The organism is Olleya sp. AS48 (genome assembly GCF_038900355.1).
GTDB lineage: Bacteria > Bacteroidota > Bacteroidia > Flavobacteriales > Flavobacteriaceae > Olleya.
The window spans coordinates 230,302-247,750 of sequence record NZ_JBBMRD010000003.1; the positions used below are offsets into that span (position 1 = coordinate 230,302).

Annotated in this window: 12 protein-coding genes; 11 read left to right on the top strand and 1 reads right to left on the bottom strand. The window is 34.2% G+C overall.

Going from position 1 to position 17,449, the window contains the following annotated elements; translation table 11 throughout:
* Positions 1-34 precede the first annotated feature (34 nt).
* Positions 35-2,812 carry a translation initiation factor IF-2 gene (gene infB / locus WNY60_RS06075; protein ID WP_145003671.1) on the top strand — a complete coding sequence of 926 codons (2,778 nt, stop codon included), beginning with the start codon at positions 35-37 and terminating at the stop codon, positions 2,810-2,812.
* A gap of 70 nt (positions 2,813-2,882) precedes the next feature.
* On the opposite strand, the gene WNY60_RS06080 is transcribed toward infB, so the two are convergent.
* Entirely contained in the window at positions 2,883-3,281 is a 399-nt protein-coding gene (locus WNY60_RS06080) for an SPOR domain-containing protein (RefSeq protein WP_342861836.1), read from the bottom strand.
* Positions 3,282-3,493: 212 nt separating this feature from the next.
* Here WNY60_RS06080 and WNY60_RS06085 point away from each other — a divergent pair, with 212 nt between their 5' ends.
* From WNY60_RS06085 to WNY60_RS06130, 10 genes are all read left to right on the top strand, one after another.
* Positions 3,494-4,801 (top strand): c-type cytochrome, encoded by a 1,308-nt coding sequence (locus tag WNY60_RS06085; protein ID WP_342861853.1) that lies wholly within the window; start codon positions 3,494-3,496, stop codon positions 4,799-4,801.
* A 75-nt stretch (positions 4,802-4,876) separates the two neighbouring features.
* Positions 4,877-7,978, top strand: a complete 3,102-nt coding sequence (locus WNY60_RS06090; protein ID WP_342861837.1) for a TAT-variant-translocated molybdopterin oxidoreductase — start codon at positions 4,877-4,879, stop codon at positions 7,976-7,978.
* Between the two features lie 32 nt (positions 7,979-8,010).
* Positions 8,011-9,468 (top strand): NrfD/PsrC family molybdoenzyme membrane anchor subunit, encoded by a 1,458-nt coding sequence (gene nrfD, locus WNY60_RS06095; protein ID WP_145003661.1) that lies wholly within the window; start codon positions 8,011-8,013, stop codon positions 9,466-9,468.
* Positions 9,469-9,471: 3 nt separating this feature from the next.
* Complete coding sequence (locus WNY60_RS06100; RefSeq protein ID WP_145003658.1) at positions 9,472-10,002, top strand: DUF3341 domain-containing protein; 531 nt, start codon at positions 9,472-9,474, stop codon at positions 10,000-10,002.
* Positions 10,003-10,011: 9 nt separating this feature from the next.
* Positions 10,012-10,569: a cytochrome c gene (locus tag WNY60_RS06105; protein ID WP_186439213.1), complete on the top strand. Its 558-nt coding sequence runs from the start codon at positions 10,012-10,014 to the stop codon at positions 10,567-10,569.
* A gap of 26 nt (positions 10,570-10,595) precedes the next feature.
* Entirely contained in the window at positions 10,596-11,975 is a 1,380-nt protein-coding gene (locus WNY60_RS06110; protein WP_145003655.1) for a quinol:cytochrome C oxidoreductase, read from the top strand.
* A gap of 30 nt (positions 11,976-12,005) precedes the next feature.
* Entirely contained in the window at positions 12,006-13,082 is a 1,077-nt protein-coding gene (locus WNY60_RS06115) for a cytochrome c oxidase subunit II (RefSeq protein WP_145003652.1), read from the top strand.
* Positions 13,083-13,115: 33 nt separating this feature from the next.
* Positions 13,116-14,906 (top strand): cbb3-type cytochrome c oxidase subunit I, encoded by a 1,791-nt coding sequence (locus tag WNY60_RS06120; protein ID WP_145003649.1) that lies wholly within the window; start codon positions 13,116-13,118, stop codon positions 14,904-14,906.
* Between the two features lie 136 nt (positions 14,907-15,042).
* The gene (gene ruvB / locus WNY60_RS06125) at positions 15,043-16,065 is read left to right on the top strand and encodes a Holliday junction branch migration DNA helicase RuvB (RefSeq protein ID WP_145003646.1); all 1,023 of its coding nucleotides are present in this window, start codon (positions 15,043-15,045) and stop codon (positions 16,063-16,065) included.
* Between the two features lie 60 nt (positions 16,066-16,125).
* A complete protein-coding gene (locus WNY60_RS06130; protein ID WP_342861838.1) occupies positions 16,126-17,448 on the top strand; it encodes a cytochrome P450 in 1,323 nt (440 codons plus the stop codon).
* Position 17,449: the final 1 nt, after the last annotated feature.

Consider the following 17,449-nt stretch of genomic DNA (forward strand, 5'->3'; position numbering starts at 1 on the left):
ATTTGAAAAAAAGAAATTAGGTTAAAGGCAATTTATGGCTGAAACAATTAGATTAAATAAGGTATTACGTGAGCTTAACATCTCTCTTGATCGCGCTGTAGAATTTTTAGATTCTAAGGGTGTAGAGGTTGAGAAGCGTCCGACTACCAAAATTTCAGAGGAAACGTACAGTATTCTTTCAAATGAATTTCAAAAAGATGCTAGCAAAAAAATGGCGTCTCAAGAAGTTAACGAAGCAAAGAATAAAGAAAAAGAAGAGCTGCGTATCAAACGCGAAAAGGAGTTAGAAGAAAAGCAAAAAGCAGAAGAAGCTGTTAAGGCAGCTAAAGCTGCTCAGCTCAAAAAAGAGGAAGAAGTTATCAAAGCTTCTAAGGCACTTTCTGGACCTAAAACTGTTGGCAAAATAGATTTAGATTCGGGTAAAAAAGTAGCTAAAAAGGAAGAAGTAGTTCCTGAGCCTAAAAAAGAGCCTGTTAAAGTTGAGAAAACTCCAGAAGCTAAAGAAACGCCTAAGGTAGAAACTAAAGTTGAAGCTAAGACAGAATCTAAACCGGATTCTAAAGTAGTAGCTAAGCCTGCTATTACGCCTAAAAAGGAAGTCGCTAAGCCACAGGAAGAAGAGAAACCTCAAGAGCCTGTTGAAGAGACTTTAAAAACTAAGTATACTAAACTTTCTGGTCCTAAAATTGCAGGAGAGAAAATTGATTTATCTCAGTTTAACAAGCCTAAAAAGAAAAAAGAAGATCCTAAAAAAGATGATAACGCAAATAAAAAGAAGCGTCGTCGTATATCTAAACCAGGAGATAATAGAACGTCTTCATCACCTTCAAGAGGTGGTAACGACAGATACAAAGGTAAAAAACCAGGTGGTCGTAAATCAGGAGGTCCTGTTGTAAAGGCAGAACCAAGTGAGGAAGAAGTACAAAGACAAGTACGTGAAACTTTAGAAAAATTACAAGGTAAATCTTCTAAAGGTAAAGGTGCTAAGTATAGAAGAGAGAAAAGAGATCAACATAGAGAGCAATCAGAAATTGATCAACAAATAGAAGCTGCAGAAAGCAAAATACTTAAAGTTACAGAGTTTGTTACAGCAAACGAAATAGCTACGATGATGGATGTTCAAGTAACACAAATTATCTCAGCGTGTATGTCTTTAGGGATGATGGTAACAATGAATCAGCGTTTAGATGCTGAAACTATTGCGATCGTTGCAGAAGAGTTTGGATATAAAACAGAATTTGTTACTGCTGATATTGATGTTTCAATAGAAGACGTTGCAGATAAGCCAGAAGATTTAGAACCACGTGCACCAATCGTAACCGTTATGGGACACGTAGATCATGGTAAAACGTCTCTGTTAGATTATATTCGTAAAGAAAATGTAATTGCAGGAGAGTCTGGAGGTATTACGCAGCATATTGGTGCTTACGGTGTACAATTAGATAATGGTCAAAAAATAGCATTCTTAGATACACCAGGTCACGAAGCCTTTACAGCGATGCGTGCTCGTGGTGCTCAAGTTACAGATATTGCTATTATTGTAGCAGCAGCGGATGATGATATTATGCCTCAAACAAAAGAAGCAATATCTCATGCACAAGCAGCAGGTGTACCAATTGTGTTTGCCATAAACAAGATTGATAAGCCACACGCTAATCCAGAAAAAATTAAAGAAGGTTTAGCACAAATGAATTTACTTGTAGAAGATTGGGGTGGAAAAATCCAGTCTCATGATATCTCTGCAAAAGTAGGTACAGGTGTTAAAGAATTATTAGAAAAGGTATTACTTGAGGCAGAATTATTAGAGCTTAAAGCTAATCCAAATAAACCAGCAGTAGGAACCGTAGTTGAGGCCTTTTTAGATAAAGGTAGAGGTTATGTATCTACAGTATTAGTTCAAGCTGGTACTTTGCGTGTAGGTGATTATGTACTTGCAGGTAAAAATAGTGGTAAAGTTAAAGCGATGCAAGATGAGCGTGGTCATGATGTACAGGAAGCTGGACCATCAACACCAGTATCTGTATTAGGTTTAGACGGAGCACCTCAAGCAGGTGATAAGTTTAACGTATTTGCAGATGAGCGTGAAGCTAAGCAAATTGCAACTAAGCGTACACAATTACAACGTGAACAAGATGTAAGAACAACTAAAACATTAACGCTAGCCGAAATTGGACGTCGTATTGCTTTAGGTACGTTTAAAGAGCTTAATATTATCCTTAAAGGAGATGTGGATGGTTCTGTTGAAGCATTAACTGACTCGTTCCAGAAGCTGTCTACAGAAGAAATTCAAGTAAATATTCTGCATAAAGGTGTTGGTGCTATTACTGAAAGTGATGTATTACTTGCAACAGCTTCAGATGCCATTATTATTGGATTTAATGTGCGTCCTGTTGGAAATGCACGTACGATTGCAGATAGAGAAGAAGTTGATATTAGAACATATTCTATTATTTATGACGCCATAAATGATCTTAAAGACGCAATGGAAGGTATGTTATCTCCAGAGGTTAAAGAAGAGATTACAGGTACTGCTGAAATTAGAGAAATATTTAAAGTTTCTAAAGTTGGTACTATTGCAGGTTGTATGGTAATGAATGGTAAAATATTTAGAAACTCTCAAATACGTTTAATACGCGATGGAGTTGTAACTTACACAGGTGTTTTAGACTCGCTTAAGCGATTTAAAGATGATGCCAAAGAAGTCTCTAAAGGATACGATTGTGGTATGCAAATTAAGAACTACAATGACATTAACATTGGAGATGTTATTGAAGCTTTCCATGAAGTAGAAGTTAAGAAAAAACTTAAATAAATTTAAGTTTAGTTATAAAAAAAAGCGATTCATTTGAATCGCTTTTTTTATGTTTTAAAACTAACTAATTTTAGTCCTTTTCTTTTTTTGGTTTAAATATAAAGGCATCACTAAATTTCTTCTGTACATCTACTAAAGCTCTTTCTGCTTCTAGACGTGTTCTAAAACTACCTACCCATACTTTATAGTTAGGAGTCTCAAAAACAAGTTGAGAACTTATGTTTCCATTGCTATTTTCAAACTTAGATCTAATGCTTTCTGCACTACCTAAATTTCCTGAATATATCTGTATTTTATAGCGATCACTATTTTTATCATCTTTATTCATTTCCTTTTTTATATCTAATAATTTAGAGATAGCAGGATCTTCATTAAGGACTACTGTTCCGCTTTGTGCCATACTAAATGCTGAAAAACATATTGTAATTAAGGAAGTTAAGCAAATGGCTTTAAATTGTGTTTTTTTCATTTTTAATAGTATTTATTGCAAATGTAAATGTATTAAACTAAAAAGTAACTCAATTTATTATTTAGAATTTATCTAAATTAGCAATTAAGACTTCTTTAAGATTTTAAAAATCGACTTTAAGTATTACTTTTGCGTAACGTTTTTCTAACTGTATTCAATATGCAGCAATGAAAAAATCATACCAAAGTTTAGAAGTAAATTCAATATATAATATGAAACAGGTGATTCACCGTAAGTTAAGTAGTAACTATCTTCGTTTAAGCTTAATTTTTTTACTAGTATTCTCAACCTCAATGTTCGCTCAAGAAGGCGACGCAGTTGCAGGTAAATCTTTATTTAACGCCAATTGTATAGCTTGTCATAAGCTAGACAAAAAAATGACTGGTCCTGCTTTACGTAAAGTGGAATCTCGTTTAGCTGAAACTGAAGGTTTAGATAGAGAATGGTTGTACAAATGGATAAAAAATAGCGCAGGACTTATTAAATCTGGAGATGCGTATGCAAACAAGATTTATAATGAGTACAATGGTGCTGCAATGAGTGCGTTTCCTACTCTTACTAATGCTGATATTGATAATATCTTAGCGTATACTGCTACAGAGCCAACTGCTGCTCCTGTGGCTGCAGGTGACCCTACTGTTTCTGGATCGTCTAATGCGACTTCTGAAGGAGGTATTTCTAATAAAATAATTTTAGGAGCATTAGGTGTTTTATTCGCATTGTTAGCTGGTGCTTTGTTTTTAGTTAACAAGACACTTCGTAATTTTGCTGAGGCAAAAGGTGTTGATTTGTCTGAGACGACAAAGCGTACACCGATTTGGAAAGCATTTGTTCAAAATCAATTTTTAGTTTTAGTTTCAGTAGTCGTATTATTGTTAGCTAGTGCTTATTTTGTTTACGGTTTCTTTATGCAAGTTGGAGTTAATCAAGGATATGAGCCAATTCAGCCTATACATTATTCACATAGAATTCACGCAGGTGAAAATGGTATTGATTGTAAATACTGTCACTCTTCTGCTAGAGTTAGTAAGCATTCAGGTATACCTTCATTAAATGTTTGTATGAATTGTCATAAATCTATTTATGAAGTTGCTGCCGAAACGCAAGCTGAAGGATTGTCAGAATATGGAGTGGATTACAATGCTGAAATCAAAAAACTTTATAATGCAGTTGGTTGGGATGATGCAGAACAAAAGTACACAGGAAAAACAGCTCCAGTAAAATGGATCCAAATTCATAAATTACCAGACTTCGCTTATTTTAATCACTCACAACACGTAGTTGTTGGAGGTGTTGAGTGTCAAACATGTCATGGACCTGTTGAAGAAATGGAAATTATGTATCAACATGCACCTTTAACAATGGGATGGTGTATTAACTGTCACAGAGAAACAGACGTGAAAGTTAAAGACAATGCATATTACACTAAAATCCATGAGCAACTTTACAAAAAGTATGGTAAGGATAATTTTACTGCAGCTCAAATGGGAGGTTTAGAATGTGGTAAGTGTCATTACTAAAAACAAGATTTTTATTTTCCTTTAAAATGGAAAACCTTAAAATAATTAATAAAGAAATAAATTCAATTATATAATATGTCATCAAACAAGAAATACTGGAAAAGTGTTGAGGAGCTAAAAGATAGCTCTATTGTTGAGACGCTAAAACAAAACGAATTTGTTCAAGAAATTCCTACTGATGAGTTCTTAGGTGATAAGGATACATTAGAGGCTTCTTCAACAACACGTCGTGATTTCTTAAAGTATGTTGGTTTTAGTACAGCAGCTGCTTCTTTAGCAGCCTGTGAAGGACCAGTAGTTAAGTCGATACCGTATGTAGTACAGCCAGACAGAATTGTTCCTGGTGTTGCTAATTATTACGCAACAACTATTGCTAATGGTTTTGATTTTGCAAGTGTTTTAGTTAAGACTCGAGAAGGTCGTCCAATTAAGATTGAAAACAATACTTTAGCTGCTACTAATGGTAGTGCCAATGCTAGAGTTAATGCTTCGGTTTTAGACTTATATGATAGTACTAGAGTGCAAGGACCAAAAAAAGGTGGTACCTCTATTTCTTGGTCAGATTTCGAATCTGAAACGACAACAGCATTAAATAATATAAAGAATTCTGGAAAGCAAATTGTTTTGTTAACTCAAACGTATGCCAGTCCTTCAACCTCAAAATTAGTTGCAGAATTTACTGAAAAATATGGTAACGTAAATCATGTCGTTTATGATGCTATTTCAGAGTCAGCAGCTTTAGATGCTTATCAAGCAATGTATGGTGAGCGTGGTTTAGCTAATTATGACTTCTCTAAAGCAATGACTATTGTTTCAGTAGGAGCAGATTTTCTAGGTGATTGGCAAGGTGGAGGTTTTGACTCTGCTTATGCTAAAGGACGTATACCACTAGATGGTAAAATGTCTCGTCATATTCAGTTTGAGGCTAATATGTCTCTTTCTGGTGCTAATGCAGATAAGCGTGTACCTTTAACACCTTCTCAGCAAAAACTTGCTTTGGCACAATTGCATAGTTTAATCGTTGGTGGATCTGTAAATGCTAACGCTTTACCTGCTAAGATTAAAGAATCAGTTCAAAAAGCAGCTTCTGAGTTAATTAAAGCTGGTAGCAATGGTGTATTAGTTACAGGTATTCAAGATGTGAATGCTCAAACTGTTGCTTTAGAAATTAATAAAAAACTAGGTAGTAAGTCTTTTGATCCTAAAACACCTATAAAAACACGACAAGGAAATAATAAATCAGTACAAACTTTAATATCTGACATGAAAGCAGGTAAGGTTGGTGCTATTATTATGAGTGGTGTTAACCCAATGTATACTTTAGCTAACGCTTCTGAATTTGCAGAGGGAATTAAAAATACAAGTTTATCTGTTGCTTTCACTTCTAAAGAAGATGAGTCTGCTTCAGTTGCACAATATATAGCAGCAACGCCTCATTATTTAGAGTCTTGGGGTGATGTTGAATTAAAGAAGGGTCACTTTGCGTTAATGCAACCAACAATCAGACCTTTATTTGATACAAGACAATTTCAAGATGTTTTATTAAAATGGAACGACAATACTAGTTCATTAAATGATTATATTAAAGCAACTTGGAAAGAGACTATTCTTAATGGTAGTTCTTATAACCAAGCTTTACATGATGGGTCATTTGTTAGTTCAATGCCAGTTGTTGAAGAAGTAACTGAAGAGATTGCTCAGGATGAATTACCTGCTAGCGATGCAGCAAGAGCATTAGCTTCAAGTGTAAAAACTAGCGGTACAGAATTAACATTATATTCTAAAGTTGGAATGGGTGATGGTCAACAGGCCAACAACCCTTGGTTACAAGAGTTTCCTGATCCAATTACTAGAACATCATGGGATAACTATTTAACGGTTTCTAAATCTGATGCTCAAGCTTGGAATATTATCAATGAAAATGATTCTACAGGAGCTTTAAATGGTAGCTACGTTAACCTTAAGTTAGGTAATACTACTTTATCTAATGTTCCAGTAATCATTCAACCAGGTCAAGCAAAAGGATCTGTTGGTTTAGCATTTGGATATGGTAGATCTGCTGGTCTTAAAGATGAAATGAAAACAGGTGTAAATGCTTTTACACTTTATAAAGATTTTAACACAGTACAAAGCGTATCTATTGAGCCTGCAACTGGAATGCATGAATTTGCATGTGTACAGTTACAAAACACATTGATGGGTCGTGGTGATATCATAAAAGAAACGACATTAGAGATTTTTAATACTAAAGATAAGCACTATTGGAATGAAGTTCCTATGGTATCTTTAAATCACCAAGAAACTCCGGTTACATCTCCTGAGGTTGATTTATGGGATGAATTTGACCGTTCAATTGGACATCATTTTAATCTATCAATTGACTTAAATGCTTGTACAGGTTGTGGAGCATGTGTTATTGCATGTCATGCTGAAAACAACGTACCAGTAGTTGGTAAAGAAGAAATTAGACGTAGTCGTGATATGCATTGGTTACGTATTGATAGATATTACTCATCAGAAGATACATTTGCTGAAGATGATGCTAAAAAAGAAGGTTTCTCTGGTTTATTTGGAGATAATGGTTCTTTAGGAGGTTTTGGAGAATTAGAAGATCCTGCAGATAATCCACAAGTAGCATTCCAACCAGTAATGTGTCAACATTGTAATCATGCTCCATGTGAGACTGTATGTCCTGTTGCTGCTACAGCACACGGTAGACAAGGTCAAAACCATATGGCATACAACAGATGTGTGGGTACAAGATATTGTGCAAACAACTGTCCGTATAAAGTAAGACGTTTTAACTGGTTCTTATATAACGGAAATGACGAGTTTGATTACCACATGAATAATGACTTAGGTCGTATGGTAATTAATCCTGATGTTACTGTTCGTTCTCGTGGTGTAATGGAAAAATGTTCTATGTGTATTCAAAAAACACAAAAGACTATTCTTGACGCTAAGCGCGATGGACGTGAGATTAAAGACGGAGAATTCCAAACAGCTTGTTCAGCTGCATGTAGTAGTGGAGCAATGATATTTGGAGATATTAACGATAAGGAAAGTAAAGTTGCAAAACTTTTAAAAGACGATCGTATGTATCACTTATTAGAAAGTGTTGGTACTAAACCTAATGTTCAGTATCATACTAAAGTGAGAAACACGAAAGAAGCATAAAAAGATTAATTAATAAACAATTATAAAGGATTATGGCGTCTCATTACGAAGCACCTATTAGAAGACCTTTGGTTACAGGTGAGAAATCTTACCACGATGTAACTGTAGATATCGCAGCACCTGTAGAGGGTAAGGCTAACAAACAGTGGTGGATTGTATTCTCTATCGCACTTGTAGCTTTTCTTTGGGGAATAGGTTGTATTATATACACCGTTTCTACTGGAATCGGAACTTGGGGTCTAAACAGAACAGTAAACTGGGCTTGGGATATTACTAACTTCGTTTGGTGGGTTGGTATTGGTCACGCGGGAACATTAATTTCTGCAGTACTTTTATTATTCCGTCAAAAATGGAGAATGGCAATTAACCGTTCTGCAGAAGCAATGACAATTTTCTCGGTAGTTCAAGCTGGTTTATTTCCAATCATCCACATGGGTCGTCCATGGTTAGCGTATTGGGTATTACCTATTCCTAATCAATTTGGTTCGTTATGGGTAAACTTTAACTCACCATTGCTTTGGGATGTATTCGCGATTTCAACGTATTTATCGGTTTCATTAGTTTTCTGGTGGACTGGATTATTACCTGATTTTGCAATGTTACGTGATAGAGCTATCAAACCTTTCCAAAAGAAAATTTATAGCTTATTAAGTTTTGGTTGGACAGGTCGTGCTAAAGATTGGCAACGTTTTGAAGAGGTTTCTCTTGTACTTGCTGGTTTAGCAACTCCTTTAGTACTTTCAGTACACACTATTGTATCTTTTGACTTTGCAACATCTGTTATACCTGGTTGGCATACAACAATCTTTCCTCCATATTTTGTGGCAGGAGCGATTTTCTCAGGATTTGCTATGGTAAACACTTTACTTATTATCATGAGAAAGGTATGTAACTTAGAAGACTACATTACAGTGCAACATATAGAGTTAATGAATATTGTAATCATGCTTACAGGATCTATCGTGGGTGTGGCTTACATAACTGAGTTGTTTGTTGCTTGGTATTCTGGTGTAGAATATGAACAATATGCATTCTTGAACAGAGCAACTGGTCCTTATGCTTGGGCCTATTGGATGATGATGAGCTGTAACGTATTTTCACCACAGTTTATGTGGTTTAAAAAACTACGTACAAGTATCATGTTTTCTTTCTTTATCTCGATTGTAGTAAACATAGGTATGTGGTTTGAACGTTTTGTAATTATCGTAACATCTTTACACAGGGATTATTTACCTTCTTCTTGGACGATGTTCTCACCAACATTTGTCGATATTGGAATTTTTATTGGAACAATTGGTTTCTTCTTCGTACTTTTCTTATTGTATTCTAGAACATTCCCAGTAATAGCTCAAGCAGAAGTTAAAACTATTTTGAAATCTTCTGGGCAACGTTACAAAAACATCAGAGAAAGAGGAGATAGCTTAGTAGGTACTGGATCAGATGCCAGAACTTCTGAGGTTAATAATAACGAATCAAAAAACTTAAAGTAGCATATGGAAGCTTCAAAAGTAATTCACGCTATTTATAACGATGACGATGTGTTAATGAATGCAGTTAAAAAAGTTAAAGCTGCAAAACATCAAATCGAAGAAATATATACACCTTTTCCTGTCCATGGACTTGATAAGGCGATGGGATTAGCACCAACACGTTTAGCTATATGTGCATTTTTGTACGGTTGTGTTGGTTTAACAGTAGCAGTTTTAATGATGAATTTCATTATGATTGAAGATTGGCCTCAAGATATTGGTGGTAAACCTAGTTTTAGTTACCTAGAAAACATGCCAGCTTTTGTACCAATTATGTTTGAGCTTACAGTGTTTTTTGCAGCCCATTTAATGGTTATAACGTTTTATTTGAGAAGTAAAATGTGGCCTTTTAAAAAAGCTGAAAATCCAGATCCTAGAACAACTGATGATCATTTCTTAATGGAACTTCCAATTCATAACAATGAAGTTGAATTGCAAAGTCTATTATCACAAACAGGAGCAGTTGAAATTAACGTAGTAGATAAAGCACATTAATTAGATAGAATGAAACATTTAATTAAAATATCAATAATAGCCTTAATTGCAATCTCGTTTACTTCTTGTAATAAGAGTTCTCGTCCAAATTATCAATACATGCCAAACATGTATGAGTCTGTGGCGTACGATGCTTACCAAGAGTCAGATGCCTTTGCAAACGGAGTTGAAGCCCAATTACCTGTAGATGGTACTATACCTAGAGGTTATACACCTTTTGAGTATACAAATGACATTGCTGGTTATGATTTAGCTAAAGCTGAACTTAAATCGCCTTTAGATTCTACTCAATTTGATGAGCCAAGAGCTAAAGAATTATACAACATTTATTGTGGTATATGTCATGGTAACAAAGGTGACGGTAAAGGTAATTTGGTTAAAAGAGAGAAAATTCTTGGAGTACCAAGTTATGACGATGTAGGTAGAGCGATTAATACAGGTAGTATTTATCATGTAATGTATTATGGTAAAAACTCAATGGGATCTTACGCTAACTTTTTAAGCGAGGAAGAACGTTGGCAAGTTGTTGCCTATGTTGAGAAATTAAAGGCAGACTTAGAAAAATAAGATTTAGATAAAGTTTATATATAGATATGTACACACTTTCAAATAGACTAAAATTAGTTTCACTAATCCTAATCATTGTAGGAGCGGGATTATGGGGAACAGGTTATTACTCGTCTCATCACGTTACTTTAGATAACGTTAAAACGATGCTAGCAGAAGAAGCAAGTCATGGTTCTCATGGTGATAGCCATGCAACCATTACTGATACTCATGAAGTTGAGGCTCACGTTAATACAGATGCTCATGGTGAAGAGGCTTCGCATGCTGAAGCAGATGCACATCATGGAGATGAGCATGCAGAACATGTAATGCATCAAATTCATAATAGACCTTATTCAGCGCTTTATGTTGCTGCATTTTTCTTTATGATGATTGCTTTAGGTGCTCTAGCATTTTATGCAATTCAGTTTGCTGCACAAGCAGGTTGGTCTCCTTTATTATTTAGAGTAATGGAAGGTATTACTTATTATGTATTACCTGGAGCATTAATTGTTGTGGCTATAGCTGTTTGGGCTGGTGATCATATATTTATTTGGATGGATCCGGAAATGGTGAATCCAGAGAGCGATAAGTTTGATAAATTAGTAGCTGGTAAGTCAGCTTGGTTAAATACAACAGGTTTTGTTATTAGAGCTTTAGTTTTTATTGGTGGATGGTCTCTATATAGATTTTTTGCTCGTAAATTTTCATTAGCGCAAGATCAAGCTCCTGAAGGTGATAGAAGTAACTTTAAAAAATCATTTCGTATTGCTGCAGCATTTTTAGTATTCTTTATTTATACTGAGTCGATGATGTCATGGGATTGGATTATGAGTGTAGATCCTCACTGGTTCTCAACATTATTTGGATGGTATGTATTCGCAGGAATGATGGTTTGTGCTGTTACAGTTATGGCAATGATTACTATCTACTTAAAATCTAAAGGATTATTACAACAAGTTAACGATAGTCATATTCATGATTTAGCTAAGTTTATGTTTGGGTTTAGTATTTTCTGGACATACCTATGGTTTTCTCAATTTATGTTAATTTGGTACTCAAACATTCCAGAAGAAGTAACTTACTTTGTAACTAGAATTGAAGATTATAACCTTCCTTTCTTCGGAATGATAGCTATGAATTTCCTATTCCCTCTTTTACTATTAATGAATAGTGACTATAAGCGTATTCCTTGGTTTGTAATTATGGCTGGAGTTGTAATTTTAGCAGGACACTATATTGATATATTCAACATGATTATGCCAGCTACGGTTGGAGACAGATGGTTTATTGGTATGCCTGAAATAGGAGCAATTTTATTGTTCGCTGGTTTATTTATGTTTATTGTGTTTTATGCAATATCTAAACAACCTCTAATCGCTAAAGGAAATCCGTTCATCAAAGAGAGTGAACATTTCCATTATTAATAAAAAATAAAATAAAGAAGAACGATAACAATGACGACTTTCTTATCAATTTTAGTTTTAGTATTTATTTTCGTTGCAATCTGGCAAATGGTTAAAATCTTTGATTTGACGCAAGCAGGTAAAACAAACGATAATAATCAAGTAGCAAATGATAACGATAACCGTATAAACGGTTACTTAATGATAGGTTTTTTAATCTTCATTTATGTTATTACAATAGTATGTTTTGTTAAATGGGGAGACTTACCTTTAATGTCTAATTCTGCCTCAGAGCATGGACCTGGTATTGATAGCTTAATGATCATTTCTATGATTGTAATCTTCTTTGTACAAACAATTACTCAGTTTTTGCTTCATTATTTCGCTTTTAAATACAGAGGTGAAAAAGGTAAAAAAGCTTTGTTTTATGCTGACAATAATAAATTAGAGGCTATATGGACTATTATACCTGTAATTGTATTGGCTGGTTTAATTATTCAAGGATTATTTACTTGGACAAGTATCATGAATATTGATGAAGAATCAGACCCTATGATTGTTGAATTATACGCGCAACAGTTTAATTGGAAAGCTAGATATTCTGGTCCTGATAATGCTTTAGGTAAAGCTAATGTTAGATTGATTGATATTAATAGGGCTAATGAATTAGGTGTGGATGAGTCTGACCCTAATGCTCAAGATGATGTAATTGTTAAAGAGTTACATTTAGTAGTAGGAAAGCCTGTTTTATTTAAAATGCGTTCTCAAGATGTATTACACTCTGCTTACATGCCTCACTTTAGAGCTCAGATGAACTGTGTTCCTGGTATGATTACTCAGTTTGGTTTTACTCCTTCTAAAACTACTGCTGAAATGCGTGAAACGCAAGAAATTCAAGATAAAGTAGCTAATATCAACAAAATCAGAACAGAGAAGAGTCAATCTTTAATTGCTGAGGGTAAAGAAGGTTTAGAGCCTTATGAGTTTGATTATTTACTATTATGTAACAAGATTTGTGGAACGTCTCACTATAACATGCAAATGAAAATTATAGTGGAAACACAAGAGGAGTATGATGAGTGGATGAAAGAGCAAAAGCTTTTTGTAGATTCATTAGTAAAAAATTAAATAACAAGAAATTAAATTTAAAGATTTTAGATTATGTCAGCACACGTAGAAGAACATGGACATGACGATCATGGTCATCATCATAAAGAAACATTCATAACTAAGTATATATTTAGTCAAGATCATAAAATGATTGCCAAGCAGTATCTTATTACCGGGCTTATCATGGGAATCATAGCAGTAGTAATGTCAATCATGATGCGTATGCAAATTGCTTGGCCTGAAGAATCAAATCCATTATTTAAAGCTTTATTAGGTAAATGGGCTCCAGATGGTGTAATGAGTGCGGATATTTATCTTGCATTAGTAACTATCCATGGTACTATAATGGTTTTCTTTGTACTTACTGCAGGACTTAGTGGTACTTTTAGTAATTTACTTATTCCATTGCAAATTGGAGCAAGAGATATGGCATCAGGTTTTTTAAACATGGTTTCATATTGGTTATTCTTTACTTCAAGTGTTATTATGGTATGTTCTTTCTTTGTTGAAGCTGGACCAGCTGCAGCAGGATGGACAATTTACCCACCTTTAAGTGCACTGCCAATGGCTCAAGGAGGTTCTGGATTAGGTATGACAATGTGGTTAGTTTCTATGGCTATATTTATCGCTTCTTCTTTATTAGGTTCTTTAAATTATGTAGTTACAGTTATTAATTTACGTACTAAGGGTATGTCTATGACAAGATTACCTTTAACAATTTGGGCATTTTTTGTAACAGCAATAATTGGTGTTATTTCATTCCCAGTATTACTATCTGCAGCATTATTATTGATAATGGATAGAAGTTTTGGTACATCATTCTTCTTATCAGATATATTTATTCAAGGTGAAGTATTACATTACCAAGGTGGTTCTCCTGTTTTATTTGAGCACCTATTTTGGTTCTTAGGTCACCCAGAAGTATATATTGTATTATTACCAGCATTAGGTATTACTTCAGAAATTATCGCAACCAACTCACGTAAGCCTATTTTTGGTTATCGTGCAATGGTAGCTTCAATTTTAGCAATTGCATTTTTATCTACAATTGTTTGGGGTCACCATATGTTTATTTCAGGAATGAATCCATTTTTAGGATCTGTATTTACATTTACAACGCTTTTAATTGCTATACCATCAGCGGTAAAAGCATTTAATTACATAACCACTTTATGGAAGGGTAATCTTCAAATGAATCCAGCAATGTTGTTTTCTATTGGGTTAGTTTCTACTTTCATTACAGGTGGATTAACTGGAATTATCTTAGGAGATAGTGCATTAGATATTAACGTACATGATACTTACTTTGTAGTAGCTCACTTCCACTTAGTGATGGGTATTTCTGCACTTTACGGTTTCTTTGCAGGTGTTTATCATTGGTTCCCTAAAATGTTTGGACGTATGCTAAACAAAAATTTAGGATATGTACACTTTTGGATAACTGCGGTATGTGCTTACGGAGTATTTTTTCCAATGCATTTTATAGGTATGGCTGGTTTACCAAGACGTTACTATACAAACACTAACTTTCCTTTGTTTGATGATTTAGCTAGTGTAAACGTTGTTATTACTTTATTTGCTATTATTGGTAGTATTTTCCAAATCGTATTTATCTACAATTTCTTTTCAAGTATATTTTACGGTAAGAAAGCTGTTCAAAATCCATGGAGATCTAATACTTTAGAATGGACTACACCAGTAGAACATGTACATGGTAACTGGCCAGGTGCTATACCAGAAGTTCACAGATGGGCTTATGACTATAGCAAACCAGGACATGACGATGATTTTGTTCCGCAAATTATTCCTTTAAAAGAAGGAGAAGAAGAATTACAACACTAGATTTTAAATCTAATATCATATTGAAAAGCCTTTCTGTAAAAACAGAAAGGCTTTTTCTTTATATTTGCTTATATTATTCCTTAGCTTTATTTAAGCTATATAATTTATAAGTTTACCGCTTTTGCGGAACATTAACATGAACGATAACCTTGACCCAACTAGCGATAATTTTACTCCAGAAGAGTTTGATGTCGAAAAACAATTAAGACCTCTATCTTTTGAAGATTTTACAGGTCAAGATCAGGTATTAGAAAATCTTCAAATCTTTGTTCAAGCAGCTGTAGGTCGTGATGAAGCGTTAGATCACACCTTATTTCATGGTCCTCCAGGACTTGGTAAAACTACTTTAGCAAACATATTAGCAAATGAGTTAGGTGTTGGTATTAAAGTTACCTCAGGTCCTGTATTAGATAAGCCAGGAGACTTAGCAGGTTTATTAACCAATCTAGATGAAAGAGATGTCCTTTTTATAGACGAAATTCATCGTTTAAGTCCTATTGTAGAAGAGTATTTATATTCTGCAATGGAAGACTATAAGATTGATATTATGATTGAGTCTGGCCCAAATGCTAGAACGGTTCAAATTAACCTAAACCCATTTACACTTGTTGGTGCGACAACCAGATCAGGTTTATTGACAGCTCCTATGCGAGCAAGGTTTGGTATACAAAGCAGATTACAATATTATAATACAGAATTACTAACAACTATCATACAACGTAGTTCAGATATATTAAATGTTCCAATATCTATGGAAGCAGCAATTGAGATAGCAGGTCGTAGTCGTGGTACACCTAGAATTGCTAATGCACTGCTGCGTAGAGTCCGAGATTTTGCTCAAATAAAAGGTAATGGAAGTATCGATATTAAAATTGCAAAGTATAGCTTAGAAGCGCTTAATGTTGATGCCTATGGTTTGGATGAGATGGATAATAAAATTCTATCTACTATAATAGAAAAGTTTAAGGGAGGACCAGTTGGTATTAGTACTATTGCGACTGCAGTTAGTGAGAGTACTGAGACTATTGAGGAGGTTTACGAACCTTTTTTAATACAACAAGGTTTTATAATGCGTACACCAAGAGGTCGTGAGGTCACAGAGTTGGCTTACAAACATTTAGGTAAAATTAAAGGTCCAATTCAAGGAGGTTTGTTTTAATAAACTTTAATGTAAAACACTAAAACTTTGGACATATATAATAATCTCTTATTTAGATAAATGAAAAAGATTCCAGAAGTTTCACTATTAAAATTTATTAAGCATTCATTAGAGATTCTTAAAAATCCGTTGCCTTTTCATAATAAAAACTTTCAAGCGTTAGGTGATGTGTTTAAACTTAATGTAGGTTTTAATACTAAGATATACTTTTGTAGAGACGCTGCTTTTGCGCAGTATGTGCTTCAAAAAAATCAAAAAAACTATACAAAATCAAAAATTCAAACTGAAGATTTAGTAAAATATGTAGGAGAAGGTCTTTTAACGTCTGAAGGCGAAAAATGGAAAAAACAACGTAAGATGATGCAGCCAGCTTTTCATAAAAAGCAATTGCAAAATTTGCTTGATGGTATGCAGCTGACGATTATTTCAGAATTTAATAAGATTGAAAGTAATAAAACCATAGATCTTTTTCCAATTCTTAATGATTTAGCTTTTCAAACAGTAGTTAAATCTTTGTTCACTCAAGCAGCCAACAATAAGGATATGGAGCGGTTACAGTATATAACCGAAGCAAATCAACGCATGCTAGTTAAAGAGTTAAGGCAACCTTATTTAGGATGGTGGTTTAAAATTGGTGGCACTTTAAAAAAGCATTTAGATTTATCAGAAGAAGCTAGAGTTATACTAAAACGCATAGTTGATCAACGTACAACTTCAGGTAAACGTTATGACGATTTACTTGATATGCTATTGGAAACTCGCTATGAGGATGGTCAAGGTATGACAGAAGACCAATTAATTGACGAAATTTTAATAATTTTTACTGCAGGTCATGAAACCACTTCCAATGCTTTAACTTTTACATTTCAGTTATTAGCAAAACATCCTGAATGGCAAGATAAAATCTATAATGAGTTTATTGAGCTTGGTGGTGATAAAGCAGATTTGATGACTAGAATATCACAGTCTAAAGTTTGTCAACAAGTACTTGAAGAGTCCATGAGATTATATCCTCCAGCATATTTTATTGACAGAGTAAATATAGAGAAGGATGTTTTTAATGAAATGGAATTTGAACCAGGTAGTAATCTGCTGTTTTCGGTTTACGAAATCCATAGACATCCAAAGTTATGGGATAATCCAGAATCTTTTTTACCTGAACGCTTTGCAGATGGTGGACGACAGTTTTCTAGCCAATATTTTCCTTTTGGAGCAGGTCCAAGAAAATGCATTGGAAATAATTTTGCTATGTTTGAAATGATTATAGCTGTTACAGCTTTAGTCAAAAAATTTAAAATTCAACCTGAGTTTGAAAATATTAAGATTACTCCTTTAATTACTTTAAAACCTAAAAATGCACAGCTAAGTTTTCATATAAGATAAT